Raw genomic sequence first — 18,415 nt, 5'->3', positions numbered from 1 at the left:
GGCATGGCACGAATTGCGGTGATCGGCGCCGGCATGGGCGCGATGGCGACGGCGGCACGGCTGGCCGTGGCCGGACATCAGGTGACGGTGTACGAGCGCGGGACGACCTACGGCGGAGCCGTCGGCCGGTACGCCCGCAACGGCTTCGTCTTCGACACCGGCCCCGGGCTGGTGCACCTGCCCGCCGTCTACCGCGATCTGTTCGTCAAGACCGGCAAGCGCCCGCTGGAGGAGTGCGCGGAGCTCGTCCAGATCGACCCCGCCGTCCGCTACCTCCTCCCGGACGGCCGTACGCTCACCTTCCCCGGCGGCTCGCACGGCGGCGCCGCCGCCGCCGTCGACGCGGTCTTCGGACCCGGCTCCGGGGACCGCTGGAGCGCGGTCCTGGGCCGTGCCCGGGACGCCTGGGACGCCACCCGCCGGCCGCTCCTGGAGGAGCCGCTGCACCCGGACCGCTCCGCGCTGGGCCGCGATCCGTACCCCGCGCTGCGCGGGAGCGGCCTGCTGCGCCGCCGCCCGCCCACGCTGGCCGAGGTCGCCGCCCGCGAGCTCGGCGGCGGCGGCTTCGACGAACTGCTCACCTCCCGCGTACGGGCGTACGGGGTCGATCCGGCGACCGCGCCCGCCTCGGCGGCGGTGCTGCCCTACATGGAGCAGACCTTCGGCAGCTGGTACGTGCGCGGCGGGATCCGGGAGCTGGCCAGCGCCGTGTACGAACGGTGCCTGGAGCGGAAGGTCGTCTTCGAGTTCGGCGTCGAGGTGCGCGAGGTGCTCCTGCGCGAGGGCCGCGCGGCCGGGCTGGTGACGGCCGACGGCACCGAGGTCGCGGCCGACCACGTGGTCTGCGCGGCCGACCCCGGCCGGCTGCGGATCCCGCTCGCCCCGGACTCCGCGTCCGCCCGTACGGCGGAACCCGCCCGCTGGTACACCCTGTTCGCCGCGCTGCGCGGGGCCAGGGACGCCGACGCCGCGCACCGCACGCTGCTGGGCCCGGTGACCGTACTGCGCCCCGACGACCCGGCCACCCGGCCGGACGCCGCGCACGAGGCGGTCACCGTGCACGCCGTGCTGACCGAGGCGTCCGCGCCCGCTCCGTCGGCCGAGGACCTGCTGACGGCGGCCGCGCGGGCCGTCCCCGGGCTGCGGGAGCGGCTGCTGTGGCACGAGCTGCGCACCCCGACCGACGTCGAGGCGGCGACGGGTTCGGTGGACGGCCGGGTGCCCGCGCCCGCGCTGGCCGGGGCCGGGGGCCGGCTGCTGCGCCCGGCGAACGTCACCGCCGTGCCCGGGCTGTACCTGGCCGGCGGCTGGGCGCACCCGGGCGGCGGGCTGGCCCACGCCGGGATGACGGGGGCCCTGGTGGCCGGGCTGATCGTGGAGGGCGCGGACTTCCGCGGTTCGCGGTAGGCCGGATCACGTCTCAGTAGCGGTACTGCTCGTACTCGCCCGTGCCCTGGTACGGATACGGGTACGGCTGCTGCTGCGGCTCCTCCGCCGGGTAGGGCTGGCTCACGTCGCGCTGCTGCGGGACCCAGACCCCGCCGGGCGGGGTGTCCATGGAGTACTGCTCCTGCTGCCCGGTCGCGTACGGGTCGGGGGCGTAGGGGTCCGGGGCGTAGCCGCCGTACGGGGTCGCGTAGCCGTACGGCTGCTGCGGGGCGACGGCTCCGCCGGTGCCGATGTACGGGTCCGAGTAGGCGGCGTAGACCTGCTGCTCGCCGGGGGCCGGATAGCCGGTGGTGTAGTCGTAGCCGCCCTGGGTCTGCGGGTCGTAGTACGCCGCGTACTGGTGGGCGTCCTGCTCGGCCGGGACGAACGGGGAGGCGAAGGCGGTGGTCTCGCCGGGCATCCCGTACGAAGCGGCCGCGTCGGCGGCCGGCTGCGCCGGGTAGTACCCCTGGTCCTGTTCGCGGACGGGCCCCGGGGTGAACGCGCCGGACTCCTCGTCGGAGTCCTCGTCCTCGGCCGTGTCGGGCCCGTACTCCAGGGCCGTCACCTCCAGCGCCGGTTCCGGGCGCGGTGCGCCCCCGCTGCGGCGGCGCCGGCTCTGCGGGAGCTCGGGCTCGGGAGCCTTGCCCCGGCGCAGCGCCCAGCCGGACACGAAGCCCTTGCGGAAGGAGAGGGTCACCAGCGTCTGGCCGATCGCGAACGCGACGGCGCCGGCCCCGATGACGAGCACCGACGGCAGCACGACGCCGGCGACCACGCCGACGAACCCGGCGAAGGCGAGCAGGCGCCAGCGCAGCCGGGCCTTGTACTGCATCAGGACCTCGGCAAGCAGCCACAGCGCGACGAAACCGAACGCGATGTAGAGGACCGTCATTCCCATGCGGGGCCCCTCTCGGTACGGCCGCCCGCGCGGGGAACGGGGCCGGCCGGTCAGGCCCGCTGGTGCAGGCCCAAGTTCTCGTAGATCTCCAGCGTCGCCGTGGAATTGTTCAGCGTGATGAAGTGCAGCCCCGGGACACCCTCGGACAGCAGCCGCGCGCAGAACTCCGTGGCGAACTCGATGCCAATGGAGCGTACAGCGGCCGCGTCGTCCTTGACCGCGAGCATGCGCTCTTTCACGGCCGCGGGGAAGATTGCGTTGCTGAGTTGCGGGAGCCGGTCGAGCTGCTTGATGTTCACAACGGGCATGACCTCAGGGATGATCGGGGTGTCGCAGCCCGCCCTCTCGACGCTGTCGCGCATCCGGAGATAGTGCTCCGGATCGAAGAACATCTGGGTGATCGCATAGTCGGCGCCCGCGCGGCACTTGTCCACGAAGTGCCGGATGTCCGTATCCCAGTCCGAGGAGCGCGGGTGCATCTCGGGGAAGGCCGCGACGCCGACGCAGAAGTCGCCGGACTCCTTGACCAGCCGGACCAGGTCGGCCGCGTAGTGCACGCCCTCGGGGTGCGGCACCCACTCGCCCATGGGGTTGCCCGGCGGGTCTCCGCGCACGACGAGCATGTTGCGGATGCCCGCGTCGGCGAACTGCCCGATGACGTTGCGCAGCTCGGCGATCGAGTGGTCGACGGCGGTGAGGTGCGCGACCGGGGTCAGCGTGGTGTCCGCGGCGATCTGCTCGGTGGCCCGGACGGTGCCGCCGCGGGTGGAGCCGCCGGCCCCGTAGGTGACGGAGACGAAGCTCGGGGCCACCGCCTCGACCCGGCGGAGCGCGTTCCAGAGGTTGCGCTCGCCCTTCTCCGTCTTGGGGGCCCAGAACTCGAAGGAGTACGAGCGCCCGGACGCGATGAGGTCGCGGACCGTGTGTGCACGGTCCGACCAGGTGGAAGAGGTACCAAGGGCCATACGGGGAGGTTAGACGCGGTCCGGTGTCCCTCGAAGCGGTGTCCACGGATTGGACGCGAAAATGAGACGGCGGGGTGCCGCGGCGCGGGCGGCCGGGGCCGCCCGGGACCTGCTAGCCGAGCCGGGCGCGGACCCGCTTGGCGAGGTCGGCGGCGGCGGCGCCGGGGTCGGAGGCCTCGGTGAGGGCCCGTACGACCACGACGCGGGAGGCGCCCGCGTCCAGTACCTCGTCCAGGTTCCCCGCGTCGATCCCGCCGATGGCGAACCACGGCCGGCCCTGTGCGAGGGAGGCCGCGTGCCGGACGAGGCCGAGTCCGGGGGCGAACCGGCCGGGCTTGGTGGGGGTGGGCCAGCAGGGGCCGGTGCAGAAGTAGTCCACGCCGGGCTCGGCGACGGCCGCGTCGACCTCCGCCTCCGAGTGGCAGGAGCGTCCGATGAGGACCTCCCGGCCCAGGACGGCGCGGGCGGCGGGTACCGGGATGTCGCCCTGCCCGAGGTGCAGCACGTCCGAGCCGATGGCGTGTGCGACGTCGGCCCGGTCGTTGACGGCGAGCAGCTTGCCGTGGCGGCGGGCCGCTTCGGCGAAGACCTGGAGGTGCTCCAGCTCCTCGCCCGCCTCCATGCCCTTGTCGCGGAGCTGGACGATGTCCACCCCGCCGGCGAGGACGGCGTCCAGGAACTCGGGGAGGTCGCCCTGCCGCTTGCGGGCGTCCGTGCACAGGTAGAGCCGGGCATCGGACAGCTGGGCGGCGATGGCGGACATGGGTACCCCCGGGTGGTGTGTCGTACGTACGTACGCGGTGGGCGGGCCCCGGCCGGGGTCCCGCCCACCGCGCTTGAGGCGGAGTCAGGTCAGATGGCGAGCGCCTGAGCGCGGCGCTTCACCTCCGTGCCGCGATTCTCGCTCAGTGCCTGCACGGGGGTACCGGGCAGGGTCTCGTCGGCGGTGAAGAGCCACTCCAGGATCTCCGCGTCGGTGAAGCGGTCGTCGCGCAGGACGGTCAGCAGGCCGACCAGCCCCTTGACGATCTTGTCTCCGTCGATGAAGGCCGCGGGGACCTGGAGGGAGCGGTTCTCGCCGCGGCGCACCGCGAGCAGCTGACCTTCCTTGACCAGCTGGCGAACCTTGGTCACTTCGATGTCGAGCATCTCCGCGATGTCGGGGAGGTACAGCCAGGCGGGAACAAGGGCATCGATCTTTGCGTCAATCTCGGTCACGAGCACAAGCCTGCCATCTCGGACTGACTGCCGGTACCCGAGCGACCCCGTCCGGGGTCCGGACGGGTCGCGGACGGGGCGCGGACAGGGCGCGGACGGGGCCGAAAGCAGGCCCCGACGGGCCCGCACGAGACCCGGCGCAAGCCCGGACAGGCCCGGAACGGGACCGGCCCGAGGCCCAGGCCGGGGGCGCGGCGTCCGGGGCGAAGCCCCGGGAGGGGTCCGGGGCGAAGCCCCCGGGGAACGGGCGAAGGGCGGGTAGGGGACTTCGCCCCCAGGGGCCGGGCCGGGGCGAGCGGGGCCCGGCCGGAACCGGCCCCGGCCCGTGCCCCGCCGGGCCCCCGCCGGGTCAGAGGACGGCGGACTTCAGCGCGATCGCCGGGTCGGCGACCTTCGCCGGGTCCACGAGGGCGCCCGACTCGATGAGGCGGCGCCCCTGGGCCAGGTCGCGCGGGCGGCCCACCGCGAGGACCGCGGCCAGCCGGCCCTCCCGCAGCCAGCACACCGACCAGGTGTCGGCCTCCGGGTCGCCGCGCCACAGCGGGGCGTCCGCGCCGGCGTGGTGGCCCGCGTACTGCACGAAGCGGCCGAACTGCTCCGACCAGAAGTACGGGACCGGGTCGTAGACCTGCTCCCCGGAGCCCCCGGCCAGGATGTCCGCCGCCACCACCCGGGGCCCCTGGAGCGCGTTGTCCCAGTGGTGCACGAGCAGCCGGGACCGGTAGCGCCCCGACGGGAAGGAGGCGCAGTCCCCCACGGCGTAGACCCCGGGCGCCGAGGTGCGCAGCCACTCGTCGGCGGTGACCGCGCCGTCCGGGCCGAGCTCCACGCCGGACCCGGCCAGCCATCCGGTGGCCGGGCGGGCGCCGATCCCCACCACCACCGCCTCGGCCGGCAGCTCCCGCCCGTCGGCCAGCAGGACTCGGCCCGGCTCCACGGAGGCCACCCGCGCGCCCGTCAGCAGCTCGGCGCCCTCCTGGGCGTACCAGCGCCCCATCGGCTCGGCGACCTCGGCCGGCAGCGCGCCCGCCAGCACCCGGTCGGCCGCCTCGACCACCGTCACCGCGCAGCCCGCCTCACGGGCGGCCGTGGCGAATTCGGCGCCGATCCACCCGGCGCCGACCACCACCACCGCCGAGCCGGCCGCCAGTACGGGCCGCAGCCGGGCCGCGTCGTCCAGGGTGCGCAGCAGGTGCACCCCGGGGACGCCCTCCGCGCCGGGCAGGGTCAGCGGGACGGCTCCGGTGGCCAGCACGAGGAACTCGTACGGCACCGGGCCCGCCTCGGTGTCCACCTCCCGGTCGGCGGCCCGCAGCCCGGTGACCTCGACCCCCAGCCGGAGCTGGATGCCGAGCTCCTCGAAGTCGACGTCGAAGGCCGAGTCCTCGGCCTTGCCGAGGAGCACCGCCTTGGACAGCGGGGGCCGGTCGTAGGGCTGGTGGGGTTCGGCTCCCAGCAGGGTGACCGGGCCGGTCCAGCCCTGTTCCCGGAGGGCGACCGCGGTCTGGACCCCGGCCATCCCGGCGCCGACGATCACCACGCCGCTCCGAGTGATGTCCGCCTGCTGCGTCTGCTGTTGCGTCTGCTCGCTCACGCGGCACACCCTAATCAACTGACGATCCGCCAGGAACAGCGGGCGGGGACCTACCGGGGAGCCGACGGGGACCGCGCGAGGACCTCTCGAGGAGCGCGCGAGGACCGGCACCGGGGAGGCAGCCTTACCGGCCGTCGGCCTCGGCGTTACTCTGGCACCGAACCTATCGCGGGAGTCCGGGCGCACCGGGCTGAGAGGGAGGCTGGCCGGCCTCCGACCGTACGAACCTGATCCGGGTCATGCCGGCGAAGGGAGGGGCTGGACGCCCATGCATTCATCCAGGAACGGCCGGAGTCCCGGCTACGACGTCCTCGTCATCGGGGGCGGCATCATCGGCCTGGTCACCGCCTGGCGGGCGGCCCGGCGCGGGCTGCGCACCGCGCTGGCCGATCCGGCCCCCGGCGGCGGCGCCGCCCAGGTCGCGGCCGGCATGCTGGCCGCCGTCACCGAGCTGCACTACGGCGAGGAGACCCTGCTCGGGCTCAACCTCGCCTCCGCCGCCCGCTACCCCGAATTCGCCGCCGAGCTCGCCGAAGCCAGCGGCGGCGTGGACATCGGCTACCGCGCCTGCGGCACCCTCGCCGTCGCCCTCGACGCCGACGACCGGCTGCACCTGCGCGAGCTGCACGCCCTCCAGCGCCGCTGCGGCCTGGAGTCCGAGTGGCTGACCGGCCGCGAGTGCCGCCGCCTGGAGCCGATGCTGGCTCCGGGCGTACGCGGCGGCCTGCGCGTGGACGGCGACCACCAGGTCGATCCCCGCCGCCTCGCGGCCGCCCTGCTGGCCGCCTGCGAACGGGCCGGGGTCGCCCTGCACCGCGCCGGGGCGGCGCGGCTGCTGACCACCACCGACCGGGCCTGCGGCGCGGTCCTCGACGACGCGGACGGTACGGAGCTGCGCGCCGACCAGGTGGTGCTGGCGGCGGGCTCGCTCAGCGGCCGGCTGGACGGCGTACCGCCCGAGGCCGTGGCTCCCGTACGGCCGGTGAAGGGGCAGGTGCTGCGGCTCGCGGTGCCCGCGTCGTACGCCCCGTTCCTGTCGCGGACCGTACGGGCCGTGGTGCGCGGCAGCCACGTCTATCTGGTACCCCGCGAAAACGGCGAGCTCGTCCTCGGCGCCACCAGCGAGGAACTCGGCTGGGACACCACCGTCACCGCGGGCGGCGTCTACGAACTCCTGCGCGACGCCCACGAACTGGTGCCGGGGATCACCGAACTCCCCCTGGTGGAGACCCGGGCCGGGCTGCGGCCCGGATCGCCGGACAACGCCCCCCTCCTCGGCCCGACCGAACTCCCCGGGCTGCACCTGGCCACCGGGCACTACCGCAACGGGGTCCTGCTGACCCCGCTGACCGGGGACGTGATGGCGGACCTGCTGACCACCGGCGAACTGCCGGAGATCGCCCGCCCCTTCACCCCGCGCCGTTTCGCCCTCACGTCCACCCTCACGTCCACCCTCACGCGACAGGAGTCGTTCGCATGACCATTTCCGTCAACGGCGAGCCGCGCGAGATCGCGGACGGGACCATGCTCGCCACGGTGGTCGCCACCCTCACCGAGGCCACCAAGGGGGTCGCGGCCGCCCTCAACGAGACCGTGGTGCCGCGCGGCCAGTGGCCCTACACCTCCGTGACCGACGGCGACCGCGTCGAGGTCCTCACCGCGGTCCAGGGAGGCTGAGCACATGGCGGACGACCTCTTCACCCTCGCCGGCCGGACCTTCTCCTCGCGCCTGATCATGGGCACCGGCGGGGCGCCGAGCCTGGACATCCTGGAACGGGCGCTGGTCGCGTCCGGCACGGAACTCACCACGGTCGCTATGCGGCGCCTGGACCCGACGGTCCAGGGCTCCGTCCTGTCCGTCCTGACCCGCCTCGGCATCTCGGTCCTGCCGAACACCGCGGGCTGCTTCACGGCGGGCGAGGCCGTACTGACGGCCCGGCTGGCCCGCGAGGCCCTCGGCACGGACTGGATCAAGCTGGAGGTCGTCGCGGACGAACGCACCCTCCTCCCGGACGGGGTCGAACTGCTCGACGCGGCGGAGATCCTGGTCGACGAGGGCTTCACGGTCCTCCCCTACACCAACGACGACCCGGTCCTCGCGCGCAAACTGGAGGACGTGGGCTGTGCGGCGATCATGCCGCTCGGCTCCCCCATCGGCTCCGGCATGGGCATCCGCAACCCGCACAACTTCGAGCTGATCACCGAGCGGGCCGGGGTGCCGGTCATCCTGGACGCGGGGGCCGGAACGGCCTCGGACGTGGCCCTGGCCATGGAGCTGGGCTGCGCGGCGGTCATGCTCGCCTCGGCGGTGACCCGGGCGCAGCTCCCCGTCCTGATGGCCGCGGCCATGCGGGACGCGGTATCGGCGGGCCGCCTGGCCCACCGCGCGGGCCGCATCCCCCAACGCCGCTTCGCGGAAGCCTCCTCCCCGGTGGAGGGCCGCGCCACCCTCGACCCGGAACGCCCGGCGTTCTGAGGGGGCGGTACGGGTTCCCGCGGGTGGGGGGAGAGAGGGATTCGGGCCGGCCTTTAGCACTTTCTTGTCATGAACGTACTGTTCAGGTCGGGCTGGTAGTCAGCGAACGGCGCGCAGGGGATGAAGCCGAACTTCTCGTACAGCTTCCTGGCTGGTAGGAAGAACTCGGCCGTACCGGTCTCCAGGCTCAGTCGCGTGAAACCCATGCGCTTGGTCTCGGCGATGATGTGCTCCAGCAGCAGGGAGGCGATCCCGCTCCGCTTGCGTATGGGTGCAGTGCGCATCGACTTCAGCTCTGCGTGGCCCGCGTCCAGCCTCTTGATCGCACCGCAGCCCACCAAGGCATCGCCATCCCTCACTGACCAGAACGTGATCTCGGGCTTGCGGAGGGCATCGAGATCGAGGGCGTGCTTGCTCTCCAGAGGCGTGATGGACCGCATCTGCCGGACATGCTCGTCCAGGAACCTGGCGACCTCGGGGCCCGAGAGGTCGTCGACCACGATCTTCACTGTGCTCCTCCTTCTTCTGGTCACTCGGTGCCACGGGGTGCCGCATCGCGTTCACCAGGCCACATGGGATCGGGGCCGGCCCTCAGAACGCTCGACGAGTTTGCCACGCTCGAACAGCGCACCCGCGCCGGGCGTTCAGACCTCTGAGGCGATGCGATGTCCAGCGCCTGGGGCGAGGGCCCCGCACCACGTCACAGATGGGCTGCAAGCACCCACCACCCGGGACGGGAGTCCGAGCGACCCTCGTAGAATCGCCGGGTGGACACGACCCTGGATGACCCCCTCGTCGGGCAGACGCTCGACGGCCGCTACCGCGTGGACGCCCGCATCGCGGCCGGCGGCATGGCCACGGTCTACCGGGCCGTCGACACCCGCCTGGACCGGGTCCTCGCGCTGAAGGTGATGCACCCGGCCCTCGCCGCCGACCCCGGCTTCGTCGACCGGTTCATCCGTGAGGCGAAGTCCGTGGCCCGCCTGGCCCACCCCAACGTCGTGGCCGTCTTCGACCAGGGCACGCACGGCCCGTACACGTACCTCGCCATGGAGTACGTCTCCGGCTGCACGCTGCGCGACGTGCTCCGCGAGCGCGGCGCGCTCCAGCCCCGCGCGGCCCTCGACATCCTCGAACCGGTGCTCGCCGCCCTCGGCGCCGCACACCGGGCCGGCTTCGTACACCGGGACATGAAGCCCGAGAACGTGCTGATCGGCGACGACGGCCGGGTCAAGGTGGCCGACTTCGGGCTGGTCCGGTCCGTGGACTCCGTGACCAACACCACCGGGTCCGTCCTCGGCACCGTCTCCTACCTCGCACCCGAGCAGATCGAGAACGGCGTCGCCGACACCCGCGTGGACGTCTACGCCTGCGGTGTCGTCCTCTACGAGATGCTCGCCGGCTCCAAGCCGCACACCGGCGCCAACCCCGCCCAGGTGCTCTACCAGCACCTCAACGAGGACGTTCCGCCCCCTTCTGCCGCCGTCCCCGGGCTGCCCGCCGCGCTGGACGAGCTCGTCGCCCAGGCCACCGCGCGCAACCCCGATCTGCGCCCCTACGACGCCGCCGCCCTCCTCGGGCTGGCCATGGACGCCCGCGCGCAGCTCGGCGACGCCGAGCTGGATGCCGTACCGCCGCAGGCCCGCGCCGCGGAGCGGACCGCCGCCGAGGACCGCACCAGCGTGATCCCCCGCCCGGTGACCTCGCACGCCGAGCCCGTGTCCCACACCTCCCGGCTCGCGGCTCCGCCCCTGCCCCTGCCCCCGGCGCCGGCGTCGGCGCCGGCCGCCGCCCGGTTCCGCCGTCCCGGCGTGCTGCTCACCGTGCTCGGCGTCCTGCTCTTCCTCGGCCTCGGTACGGGCGTCTGGTACATCAGCTCCGGCCAGTTCACCAAGGTCCCGAACCTGCTCGGCAAGACCGAGACGGAGGCCAAGTCCCAGCTCTCGGCGGCCGGGCTCGGGGTGAAGCGGATCGACCGGAAGTTCAGCGCGGCCTTCGACAAGGGGACCGTGATGAACACCGACCCCGCCGGGGGCAAGCGCATCCGCGGCAACGGCGCGGTGACGCTCACCATCTCGCGCGGGCCCGAAGTCGTGATCGTTCCCGACCTCAAGGGCAAGCCCCTGGAGGCCGCGAAGGCCGAGCTGACTTCGGCCGGCCTGACGCCGGGCGCCGTGACGCAGGCCTTCAGCCAGGACGTCGCGCAGGGCTCCGTGATCAGCACGGACCCGACGGGCGGCCAGAAGCGGGCCCTGGACACCGTGGTCGCGATGGTCGTCAGCAAGGGCCGCCCGGTGCCGGTCCCCCGCGTCACGGGCGCCTCCCTCGACCAGGCCCGTTCCACCCTGGAGGGCCTCGGCCTGAAGGTGGAGACGGCCCCGGAGGCGGTCAACTCCCCCTCCCCCGCCGGTACGGTCGCCAACCAGTCGATCGGCGCCGGCACCCAGGCCGCCACGGGCGACACGGTCACCCTCACCGTATCCAAGGGTCCCCGCCAGATCCCGGTCCCGGACGTCACCGACCAGGAGGTCGACGCGGCCCGCGCAACCCTGGAGGGCCTGGGCTTCAAGGTGAAGGTCGACAGGCCCTTCCTCTCCTTCAGCAACACCGTCGACTCCCAGTCGGTCCCCGCGGGCCAGAACGCCGCCGAGGGCAGCACGATCACCATCAGGACCAAGGGGCTGTAACAGCACGCCATGAACAACAATTCAATGGGCCGCAATCCAGTCGGCGGGCACGTGCCCGTCGCGGGCGGGCTCGCCTCGGTGGGGCTGGCGTACGCCCGCGAGATGGGTGCCGAGGCCGTCCAGGTCTTCGTCGCCAATCCGCGCGGCTGGGCCACCCCGGTCGGCAATCCGGCGCAGGACGAGCTGTTCCGCGAGGCCTGTGCGGCGGAAGGGATCCCGGCCTACGTCCACGCGCCCTACCTGATCAACTTCGGCTCGCACACCGAGGCGACCGCCCTGAAGTCCGTGGAATCGCTGCGGCACTCGCTGCGCCGGGCCCGGGCGATCGGCGCGCTCGGGGTGGTCGTGCACACCGGCTCGGCGACCGGCGGGCGGCCGCGCGAGGCGGCGTACGCGCAGATCAGGGAGCACATGCTGCCGCTGCTGGACGAGCTGACCCATGACGACGACCCCTTCCTGCTGCTGGAGTCCACGGCCGGGCAGGGTTCCTCGCTGTGCTCGACCGCCGAGGAGTTCGGCCCGTACTTCGACGCCCTCGACCGCCATCCGATGCTGGGGATCTGCCTCGACACCTGCCACATCTTCGCGGCCGGGCACGACCTGGCGGAGCCGGGCGGGACGAAGCAGACGCTTGACCTGCTGGTGGACACGGTGGGCGAGGGCCGGCTGAAGCTGGTGCACGCCAACGACTCCAAGGAGGGCGTGGGCGCCCACAAGGACCGGCACGAGAACATCGGGCAGGGCCACATCGGCCGGGACGCCTTCGCGGAACTGTTCACGCATCCGGCGATGGAGGGCGTACCCCTGATCACCGAGACGCCCGGCGGCAAGGAAGGGCACGCGGCGGACGTGGCGCTGCTGAAGGAGCTGCGCGAGCTCGGCTGATCTGTTGAGGAATACCCCTGGGGGGTATACGGTTCTGTCATATCGACCGACAGAGCCGCTATCCGGCGTGCCACGCCAGGGGGTTGTCATGGAACACGCGCACGAGCAGCAGCACGAGCACCACCAGGGGCAGCAGCACCAGCAGCAGCAGCAAGGCCACGCGGGGCACGAGCACCACGGCCACCACCACACCACGGGCGGCGGGAAGGTCACCTGGGCCGCCGCCGCGCAGGCCACGCTCCACTGCCTCACCGGGTGCGCCATCGGAGAGGTGCTCGGCATGGTCATCGGCACGGCACTCGGCTGGGGGAACGCCCCGACGATGGTCCTCGCGATCACCCTGGCGTTCGTCTTCGGCTACGCGCTCACCCTGCGCGGGATCCGCTCCGCCGGCCTGGACTTCCGTACGGCCATCCGGGTGGCGTTGGCGGCGGACACCCTTTCGATCACCGTCATGGAAGTGATCGACAACGGGGTGCTCCTGCTCTGGCCCGGAGCCATGGACGCGATGCTGTCGGACGCGCTGTTCTGGACGGCGCTCGCGATCGCCTTCGCGGTGGCCTTCATCGTCACGACGCCGGTCAACAAGTGGCTGATCGGCCGCGGCAAGGGCCACGCGGTGGTCCACCAGTACCACCACTGATCCCCTGACCTGCCAAACCGCGCGCCCCTGACCTGCGGGACTACAGCTCGGGGCCGTCCCCCGGCTCCTCCTGGTACGAGTAGCGCTGCTCGCGCCAGGGGTCGCCGATGTTGTGGTAGCCGCGCTCCTCCCAGAAGCCGCGGCGGTCGGCGGTCATGTACTCGATGCCGCGGACCCACTTGGGGCCCTTCCACGCGTAGAGGTGCGGCACGACCAGCCGGAGCGGGAAACCGTGCTCGGCGGTGAGCAGTTCACCGCCCTGATGGGTGGCGAAGACGGCCCGCTCGGAGGCGAAGTCCGCGAGGCGCATGTTGGAGCTGAAGCCGTACTCGGCCCACACCATCACGTGCGTGACCTGCGGGGACGGAGGAGCGAGGGCGAGGATCGTACGGGTGAGCACGCCGCCCCATTCGGCGCCGGTCATGCTGAACTTCGTCACGCAGTGCAGGTCCGCCTCGACGGAGTCGAACGGCAGGGCCGCGAACTCCTCGTGGTTCCAGCAGTGCTTCTCACCGTCGGCCGTCGCGCCGAAGACGCGGAACTCCCAGCGCTCGGGCTTGAACTTGGGTACCGGTCCGTAGTGGGTGACCGGCCAGCCTCGCTGCAACCGCTGCCCCGGGGGAAGCTCCAGTTGCTCTGATCCCGGAGATTCCCGGCTTTCCGGCTGACCCATGTCTCCATGGTGACAGACTTGGCGGGGTGGTCATGACCAGCTTCGCCCGGATTCGGGCAAGTCCAGGTAACTCCCACTAAGGAGGCACTTACTGGACGGCCTCCTGTGGCGGTGCAAGGATGCGCGCACCTGCCCCGTCACATTGCTGACATTGCTTGGAAGGAGCCTCTGCGATGCAGGGCGACCCCGAGGTCCTCGAGTTTCTCAACGAGCAGCTGACCGGCGAACTTACGGCCATCAACCAGTACTGGCTCCACTACCGGATCCAGGACAACAAGGGCTGGACCAAGCTCGCCAAGTACACGCGCGAAGAGTCCATCGATGAGATGAAGCACGCGGACAAGATCACCGAGCGCATCCTCATGCTCGACGGTCTGCCGAACTACCAGCGCCTCTTCCACGTCCGCGTGGGCCAGACGCTGACGGAGATGTTCCAGGCCGACCGGCAGGTCGAGGTCGAGGCGATCGACCGCCTCAAGCGCGGCATCGAGGTCATGCGCGGCAAGGGTGACGTCACCTCGGCGCGGCTCTTCGAGGAGATCCTGGAGGACGAGGAGCACCACATCGACTACCTCGACACCCAGCTGGAGCTCATCGAGTCCATCGGCGAGGCGCTCTACATCGCGCAGCTCATCGAGCAGCCGAGCTAGTCCTTGCGGGGCGCCCTACGCGGCTTCGGCGAGCTCTGCACCAGCCGGTACCAGTGCCGGTACCAGCGGATCGGCCGCGAGCACGGCGGCGGCGTCGCCCTTCTCCAGCAGCTCACGGCGCGGGCAGGCCCCGCGGCCGAGGAGGCCCTGGATGGTTCGCACGCAGGACCCGCAGTCGGTGCCGGCCTTCGTCGCCGAGGCGATCTGGCGGGGGGTGCAGGCACCGGCGGCCGCGTGGTCCTTGACCTGCTTGTCGGTGATCCCGAAACAAGAGCAGACGTACACGCGGTTCACCTCCCTGGCAGGAATGGTTCGGCGAGCCATCCCCTATTCGGTGAGGCTTACCTAACCATACCCAAACTTAGGGTTCCCTAAAAGAGCCGGGAACGACGATGGGGCGCGGATCACATTCGATCCGCGCCCCATCCGCCGTCACGCGTCGGTGCTCACACTGCGCCCACTCTTACTGGTCGCGGTACATCTCGGCGACGAGGAACGCCAGGTCCAGGGACTGGCTGCGGTTCAGGCGCGGGTCGCAGGCCGTCTCGTAGCGCTGGTGCAGGTCGTCGACGAAGATCTCGTCGCCGCCGCCCACGCACTCGGTGACATCGTCACCGGTGAGCTCGACGTGGATGCCGCCCGGGTGGGTGCCGAGGGCCTTGTGGACCTCGAAGAAGCCCTTGACCTCGTCGAGCACGTCGTCGAAACGGCGCGTCTTGTGGCCGGAGGCCGCCTCGAAGGTGTTGCCGTGCATCGGGTCGGTGACCCAGGCGACGGTCGCACCGGAAGCGGTGACCTTCTCGACGAGCTCGGGGAACTTGTCGCGGACCTTGTCGGCGCCCATGCGGACGACGAAGGTCAGCCGGCCCGGCTCGCGGTCGGGGTCGAGGCGGTCGACGTAGGTGAGCGCCTCGTCCACGGTGGTGGTGGGGCCGAGCTTGATGCCGATCGGGTTGGCGATCTGCGAGCAGAACTCGATGTGCGCGTGGTCGAGCTGACGGGTGCGCTCACCGATCCAGACCATGTGGGCCGAGGTGTCGTACAGCCGCCCGGTGCGGGAGTCCGTACGGGTGAGGGCGCCCTCGTAGTCGAGGAGCAGCGCCTCGTGGGAGGCGTAGAACTCGACGGCCTTGAACTCCGCCGGGTCGGTGCCGCAGGCCTTCATGAAGTTCAGCGCGTTGTCGATCTCCCGCGCGAGCTGCTCGTAGCGCTGCCCGGACGGGGAGTTCTTCACGAAGTCCTGGTTCCAGGCGTGCACCTGGCGCAGGTCGGCGTAACCGCCGGTGGTGAAGGCGCGCACCAGGTTCAGCGTGGAGGCCGACGCGTGGTACATGCGCTTCAGGCGCTCGGGGTCCGGGACGCGGGACGCCTCGGTGAAGGCGAAGCCGTTCACGGAGTCGCCGCGGTAGGTCGGCAGGGTGATGCCGTCGCGGGTCTCGGTGTCCTTGGAGCGCGGCTTGGAGTACTGGCCCGCGATGCGGCCGACCTTGACCACCGGCACGGAGGCCGCGTACGTCAGGACGGCACTCATCTGGAGCAGCGTCTTCAGCTTGGCGCGGATGTGTTCGGCGGAGACGGCATCGAAGGCCTCGGCGCAGTCGCCGCCCTGCAGCAGGAACGCCTCGCCCTTGGCGACGGCTCCCAGACGGGCGCGCAGCTGGTCGCATTCGCCCGCGAAAACGAGGGGAGGATACGACTCGAGGTCCGCGACAACAGCGCGCAGGGCCTCGGCATCGGGGTACGAAGGCTGCTGCGCCGCGGGAAGGTCTCGCCAGGTCGCCTTGGAGGCGGGGGCTTGGGTTTCTGCGTTCACGGTCACCCCACACACATTACGGCGTCACACCGCACGTCCCGGTCGGAGACCACTACGTGAGACGGATGTCTCGCACGGATGTGCGCATGGCGAGAAGCGCCGTTTCGCCCCAAAGGCGAACCACCCCTGGGTAACGTGCATGTCGTGCGCTGCGAGAACCAAGCGCGTACAACGTGCCGAGCGAGAACCAAGCCGACACGAGCACCTACATAACTTCATACACCCGGGCTGGTTTCAACCCGGCTGGTGTTGATCGTGGAAGACTCGGTCGCTCGCTGAGCGATCAAGCAGCGTGAGCCAGGAATCCCCCCGCTTCGGCTGGGGGAGGATTCAATGTGTTACTGACCCGTTCACTACACTAGCCCGCTTGGGCTAGGGTTCACGGCATGTACGCGCACTCCAACAAGAACTGGTGGTGGCCCGCTCCCGGCGGCCCACTTCTCGCGCGTACCTGAAGACACGAGCGAAACGAAGGCCGCCCCGAGGGGCGGCCTTCCGTGTTTCCGCTGGAACACCTGGGCCGTCCCACCCTCCGGAACCGGATAGGACGCCCACTCCATGCACGCGCACTCGCACTCGTACTCGCACCCGCACCTGAGCCGCCTGCTCGACGACACCTGCCCGCCCTTCGCGCTGCTGCGCCGCCGCACGCCCGGCCGCGACCACGACACCGTCGAGGTGCTGATCGGCCCGGTCCACGAGGCCCGGCACCTGGCCGACCTGCCCGTCGGCGAGCGGCCCGCCCTGGCCCTCGTCCCCTTCCGGCAGATGCGGGAGCGCGGGTTCGACGTGCGCGACGACGGCACGCCGCTGAGCGTGCTGGTCGCCGAGGAGGAGTACGAGATCCCGCTCGCCGAGGCGCTGGCCGCGCTGCCGGCCCACACGGTGCGGGTCGACGACGGCGGCTTCGACGTCCCCGACGAGGAGTACGCGGACACCGTCCGTCGGGTCATCGAGGACGAGATCGGCCGGGGCGAGGGCGCGAACTTCGTCATCCGGCGCACCTACGGGGGCCGGATCGAGGGCTTCGGCCGCGCCGACGCGCTGGCGCTGTTCCGGCGGCTGCTGGAGGGCGAGCGGGGCGCGTACTGGACGTACGTGGTCCACACCGGGGACCGCACCCTCGTCGGGGCCAGCCCCGAGGTGCACGTGCGGATGTCCGGGGGCACGGTCGTGATGAACCCGATCAGCGGTACGTACCGCTATCCGGCCGGGGGGCCGACGGCCGACTCCCTCCTCACCTTCCTCGGGGACCGCAAGGAGACCGAGGAGCTGTCCATGGTGGTGGACGAGGAGCTCAAGATGATGTGCACGGTCGGGGACATGGGCGGGGTGGTCGTCGGTCCCCGGCTCAAGGAGATGGCGCACCTCGCGCACACCGAGTACGAGCTGCGCGGCCGCTCCTCCCTGGACGTCCGCGAGGTCCTGAAGGAGACCATGTTCGCGGCGACGGTGACCGGATCGCCGGTGCAGAACGCCTGCCGGGTCATCGAGCGGTACGAGACGGGCGGCCGCGGCTACTACGCGGGCGCGCTGGCCCTGCTGGGCCTCGACGCCTCGGGCGCCCAGACCCTCGACTCCCCCATCCTCATCCGCACGGCGGACATCGCCCCGGACGGCACGCTGCGGGTGCCCGTCGGGGCCACCCTCGTACGCCACTCCGACCCGGCGGGCGAGGTGGCGGAGACGCACGCGAAGGCGGCGGGGGTGCTGGCGGCGCTGGGCGTGCGCCCGGCGGCGGTGCCGCCCTCCTTCAGCGGGCCGCGGCTGGCCGACGACCCCCGCGTGCAGGCGGCCCTGGCGGCACGGCGCGAGGACCTGGCGCCGTTCTGGCTGCGGATGCAGGAGCGGCCGGCGGAGGTGACGGGCCACGCGCTGGTGGTGGACGGGGAGGACACCTTCACCTCGATGCTGGGCCACGTGCTGCGGGTGGCCGGGCTGGAGGTGACCCTACGCCGCTACGACGACCCGGGTCTGCGGGCGGCCGCCCTGGCCTGGGACGGGCCGGTCGTGCTCGGCCCCGGCCCGGGCGACCCGGCCGACTTCGGCGACCCGAAGATCCGGACGATGCGCGAGCTGGCGGCCGAGCTCCTGACCTCGCACCGGGGCGGGCTGCTCGGGGTCTGCCTCAGCCACCAGCTGCTGGCCGCCGAGCTGGGGCTCCCGCTGGTCCGCAAGGCGGAGCCGGCGCAGGGGGCGCAGACGCGGATCCCGCTGTTCGGGGCCGAGGAGGTCGTCGGCTTCTACAACACGTACGCGGCGCACTGCTCCGCGGAGCGGGAGCGGTCCCTGGCCCTGCGGGGCATCGAGGTCTCCCGGGACCCCGTCACGGGTGAGGTCCACGCGCTGCGCTCTGCCTCCGGCGGCTTCGCGGGGGTCCAGTTCCACCCGGAGTCGGTCCTGACCCTGCGCGGCGCGGAACTGGTCCGCGAGCTGATCGCCGGGGTCCGGGCCCCGGCCGAGGCCTAGCCGCACCAGGCCA

18 protein-coding genes and 1 riboswitch are annotated in these 18,415 nt (G+C 72.2%); of the genes, 9 read left to right on the top strand and 9 right to left on the bottom strand.

The genetic code is table 11. From position 1 onward, the window contains the following. Window positions 1-3: 3 nt before the first annotated feature. Window positions 4-1,407 (top strand): NAD(P)/FAD-dependent oxidoreductase, encoded by a 1,404-nt coding sequence (locus tag MTF69_RS02245; protein WP_243330113.1) that lies wholly within the window; start codon window positions 4-6, stop codon window positions 1,405-1,407. Window positions 1,408-1,420: 13 nt separating this feature from the next. Here MTF69_RS02245 and MTF69_RS02240 read toward each other — a convergent pair whose 3' ends face one another. The 5 genes from MTF69_RS02240 to MTF69_RS02220 form a co-directional block, all read right to left on the bottom strand. Further along, entirely contained in the window at window positions 1,421-2,329 is a 909-nt protein-coding gene (locus MTF69_RS02240) for a hypothetical protein (protein WP_243330111.1), read from the bottom strand. A gap of 50 nt (window positions 2,330-2,379) precedes the next feature. Further along, on the bottom strand, window positions 2,380-3,294 hold the full coding sequence (metF, locus tag MTF69_RS02235) for a methylenetetrahydrofolate reductase [NAD(P)H] (RefSeq protein WP_243330109.1): 915 nt from the start codon (window positions 3,292-3,294) through the stop codon (window positions 2,380-2,382). 112 nt (window positions 3,295-3,406) lie between these two features. Beyond that, a complete protein-coding gene (gene thiE / locus MTF69_RS02230) occupies window positions 3,407-4,057 on the bottom strand; it encodes a thiamine phosphate synthase (protein WP_243330108.1) in 651 nt (216 codons plus the stop codon). Window positions 4,058-4,146: 89 nt separating this feature from the next. Then, window positions 4,147-4,512 (bottom strand): Rv2175c family DNA-binding protein, encoded by a 366-nt coding sequence (locus MTF69_RS02225; protein WP_243330105.1) that lies wholly within the window; start codon window positions 4,510-4,512, stop codon window positions 4,147-4,149. A gap of 349 nt (window positions 4,513-4,861) precedes the next feature. Continuing rightward, window positions 4,862-6,106 carry an FAD-dependent oxidoreductase gene (locus MTF69_RS02220; protein ID WP_243330103.1) on the bottom strand — a complete coding sequence of 415 codons (1,245 nt, stop codon included), beginning with the start codon at window positions 6,104-6,106 and terminating at the stop codon, window positions 4,862-4,864. A gap of 158 nt (window positions 6,107-6,264) precedes the next feature. After that, window positions 6,265-6,377, top strand: a riboswitch (TPP riboswitch). Between MTF69_RS02220 and thiO the strand changes: the two genes are divergently transcribed. From thiO to MTF69_RS02205, 3 genes are all read left to right on the top strand, one after another. After that, window positions 6,375-7,586, top strand: coding sequence for a glycine oxidase ThiO (gene thiO / locus MTF69_RS02215; protein WP_243330101.1), 1,212 nt, complete (start codon window positions 6,375-6,377; stop codon window positions 7,584-7,586). It overlaps the preceding riboswitch by 3 nt. After that, window positions 7,583-7,783: a sulfur carrier protein ThiS gene (thiS, locus tag MTF69_RS02210; RefSeq protein ID WP_243330100.1), complete on the top strand. Its 201-nt coding sequence runs from the start codon at window positions 7,583-7,585 to the stop codon at window positions 7,781-7,783. Before thiO ends, thiS begins: the two co-directional genes overlap by 4 nt. 4 nt (window positions 7,784-7,787) lie before the next feature. Then, entirely contained in the window at window positions 7,788-8,582 is a 795-nt protein-coding gene (locus tag MTF69_RS02205) for a thiazole synthase (RefSeq protein ID WP_243330099.1), read from the top strand. 53 nt (window positions 8,583-8,635) lie between these two features. Here MTF69_RS02205 and MTF69_RS02200 read toward each other — a convergent pair whose 3' ends face one another. Continuing rightward, on the bottom strand, window positions 8,636-9,091 hold the full coding sequence (locus MTF69_RS02200; RefSeq protein WP_243330098.1) for a GNAT family N-acetyltransferase: 456 nt from the start codon (window positions 9,089-9,091) through the stop codon (window positions 8,636-8,638). A gap of 258 nt (window positions 9,092-9,349) precedes the next feature. Between MTF69_RS02200 and pknB the strand changes: the two genes are divergently transcribed. From pknB to MTF69_RS02185, 3 genes are all read left to right on the top strand, one after another. Beyond that, the gene (gene pknB, locus MTF69_RS02195; RefSeq protein ID WP_243330097.1) at window positions 9,350-11,269 is read left to right on the top strand and encodes a Stk1 family PASTA domain-containing Ser/Thr kinase; all 1,920 of its coding nucleotides are present in this window, start codon (window positions 9,350-9,352) and stop codon (window positions 11,267-11,269) included. Window positions 11,270-11,278: 9 nt separating this feature from the next. Further along, window positions 11,279-12,154 carry a deoxyribonuclease IV gene (locus MTF69_RS02190; RefSeq protein ID WP_243330096.1) on the top strand — a complete coding sequence of 292 codons (876 nt, stop codon included), beginning with the start codon at window positions 11,279-11,281 and terminating at the stop codon, window positions 12,152-12,154. A gap of 88 nt (window positions 12,155-12,242) precedes the next feature. Next, entirely contained in the window at window positions 12,243-12,797 is a 555-nt protein-coding gene (locus MTF69_RS02185) for a DUF4396 domain-containing protein (protein WP_243330095.1), read from the top strand. A gap of 40 nt (window positions 12,798-12,837) precedes the next feature. On the opposite strand, the gene MTF69_RS02180 is transcribed toward MTF69_RS02185, so the two are convergent. Then, window positions 12,838-13,470, bottom strand: a complete 633-nt coding sequence (locus MTF69_RS02180) for a sulfite oxidase-like oxidoreductase (protein WP_243330094.1) — start codon at window positions 13,468-13,470, stop codon at window positions 12,838-12,840. 173 nt (window positions 13,471-13,643) lie between these two features. Between MTF69_RS02180 and bfr the strand changes: the two genes are divergently transcribed. Continuing rightward, window positions 13,644-14,120, top strand: coding sequence for a bacterioferritin (bfr, locus tag MTF69_RS02175; RefSeq protein WP_112446344.1), 477 nt, complete (start codon window positions 13,644-13,646; stop codon window positions 14,118-14,120). Between the two features lie 15 nt (window positions 14,121-14,135). On the opposite strand, the gene MTF69_RS02170 is transcribed toward bfr, so the two are convergent. Together MTF69_RS02170 and MTF69_RS02165 are read right to left on the bottom strand one after the other, a co-directional pair. Continuing rightward, window positions 14,136-14,414: a bacterioferritin-associated ferredoxin gene (locus tag MTF69_RS02170; protein WP_243330093.1), complete on the bottom strand. Its 279-nt coding sequence runs from the start codon at window positions 14,412-14,414 to the stop codon at window positions 14,136-14,138. 169 nt (window positions 14,415-14,583) lie between these two features. Continuing rightward, window positions 14,584-15,939, bottom strand: a complete 1,356-nt coding sequence (locus tag MTF69_RS02165) for a class II 3-deoxy-7-phosphoheptulonate synthase (RefSeq protein WP_243330091.1) — start codon at window positions 15,937-15,939, stop codon at window positions 14,584-14,586. Between the two features lie 552 nt (window positions 15,940-16,491). On the opposite strand from MTF69_RS02165, the gene MTF69_RS02160 reads away from it, so the two are divergent. Further along, entirely contained in the window at window positions 16,492-18,402 is a 1,911-nt protein-coding gene (locus tag MTF69_RS02160; RefSeq protein ID WP_243330089.1) for an anthranilate synthase family protein, read from the top strand. Window positions 18,403-18,415: the final 13 nt, after the last annotated feature.

The organism is Streptomyces sp. AP-93, from assembly GCF_022808175.1.
GTDB lineage: Bacteria > Actinomycetota > Actinomycetes > Streptomycetales > Streptomycetaceae > Streptomyces.
The sequence above is the reverse complement of the archived record's forward strand: the minus strand, read 5'-3'. Positions and strand labels throughout refer to the sequence as shown.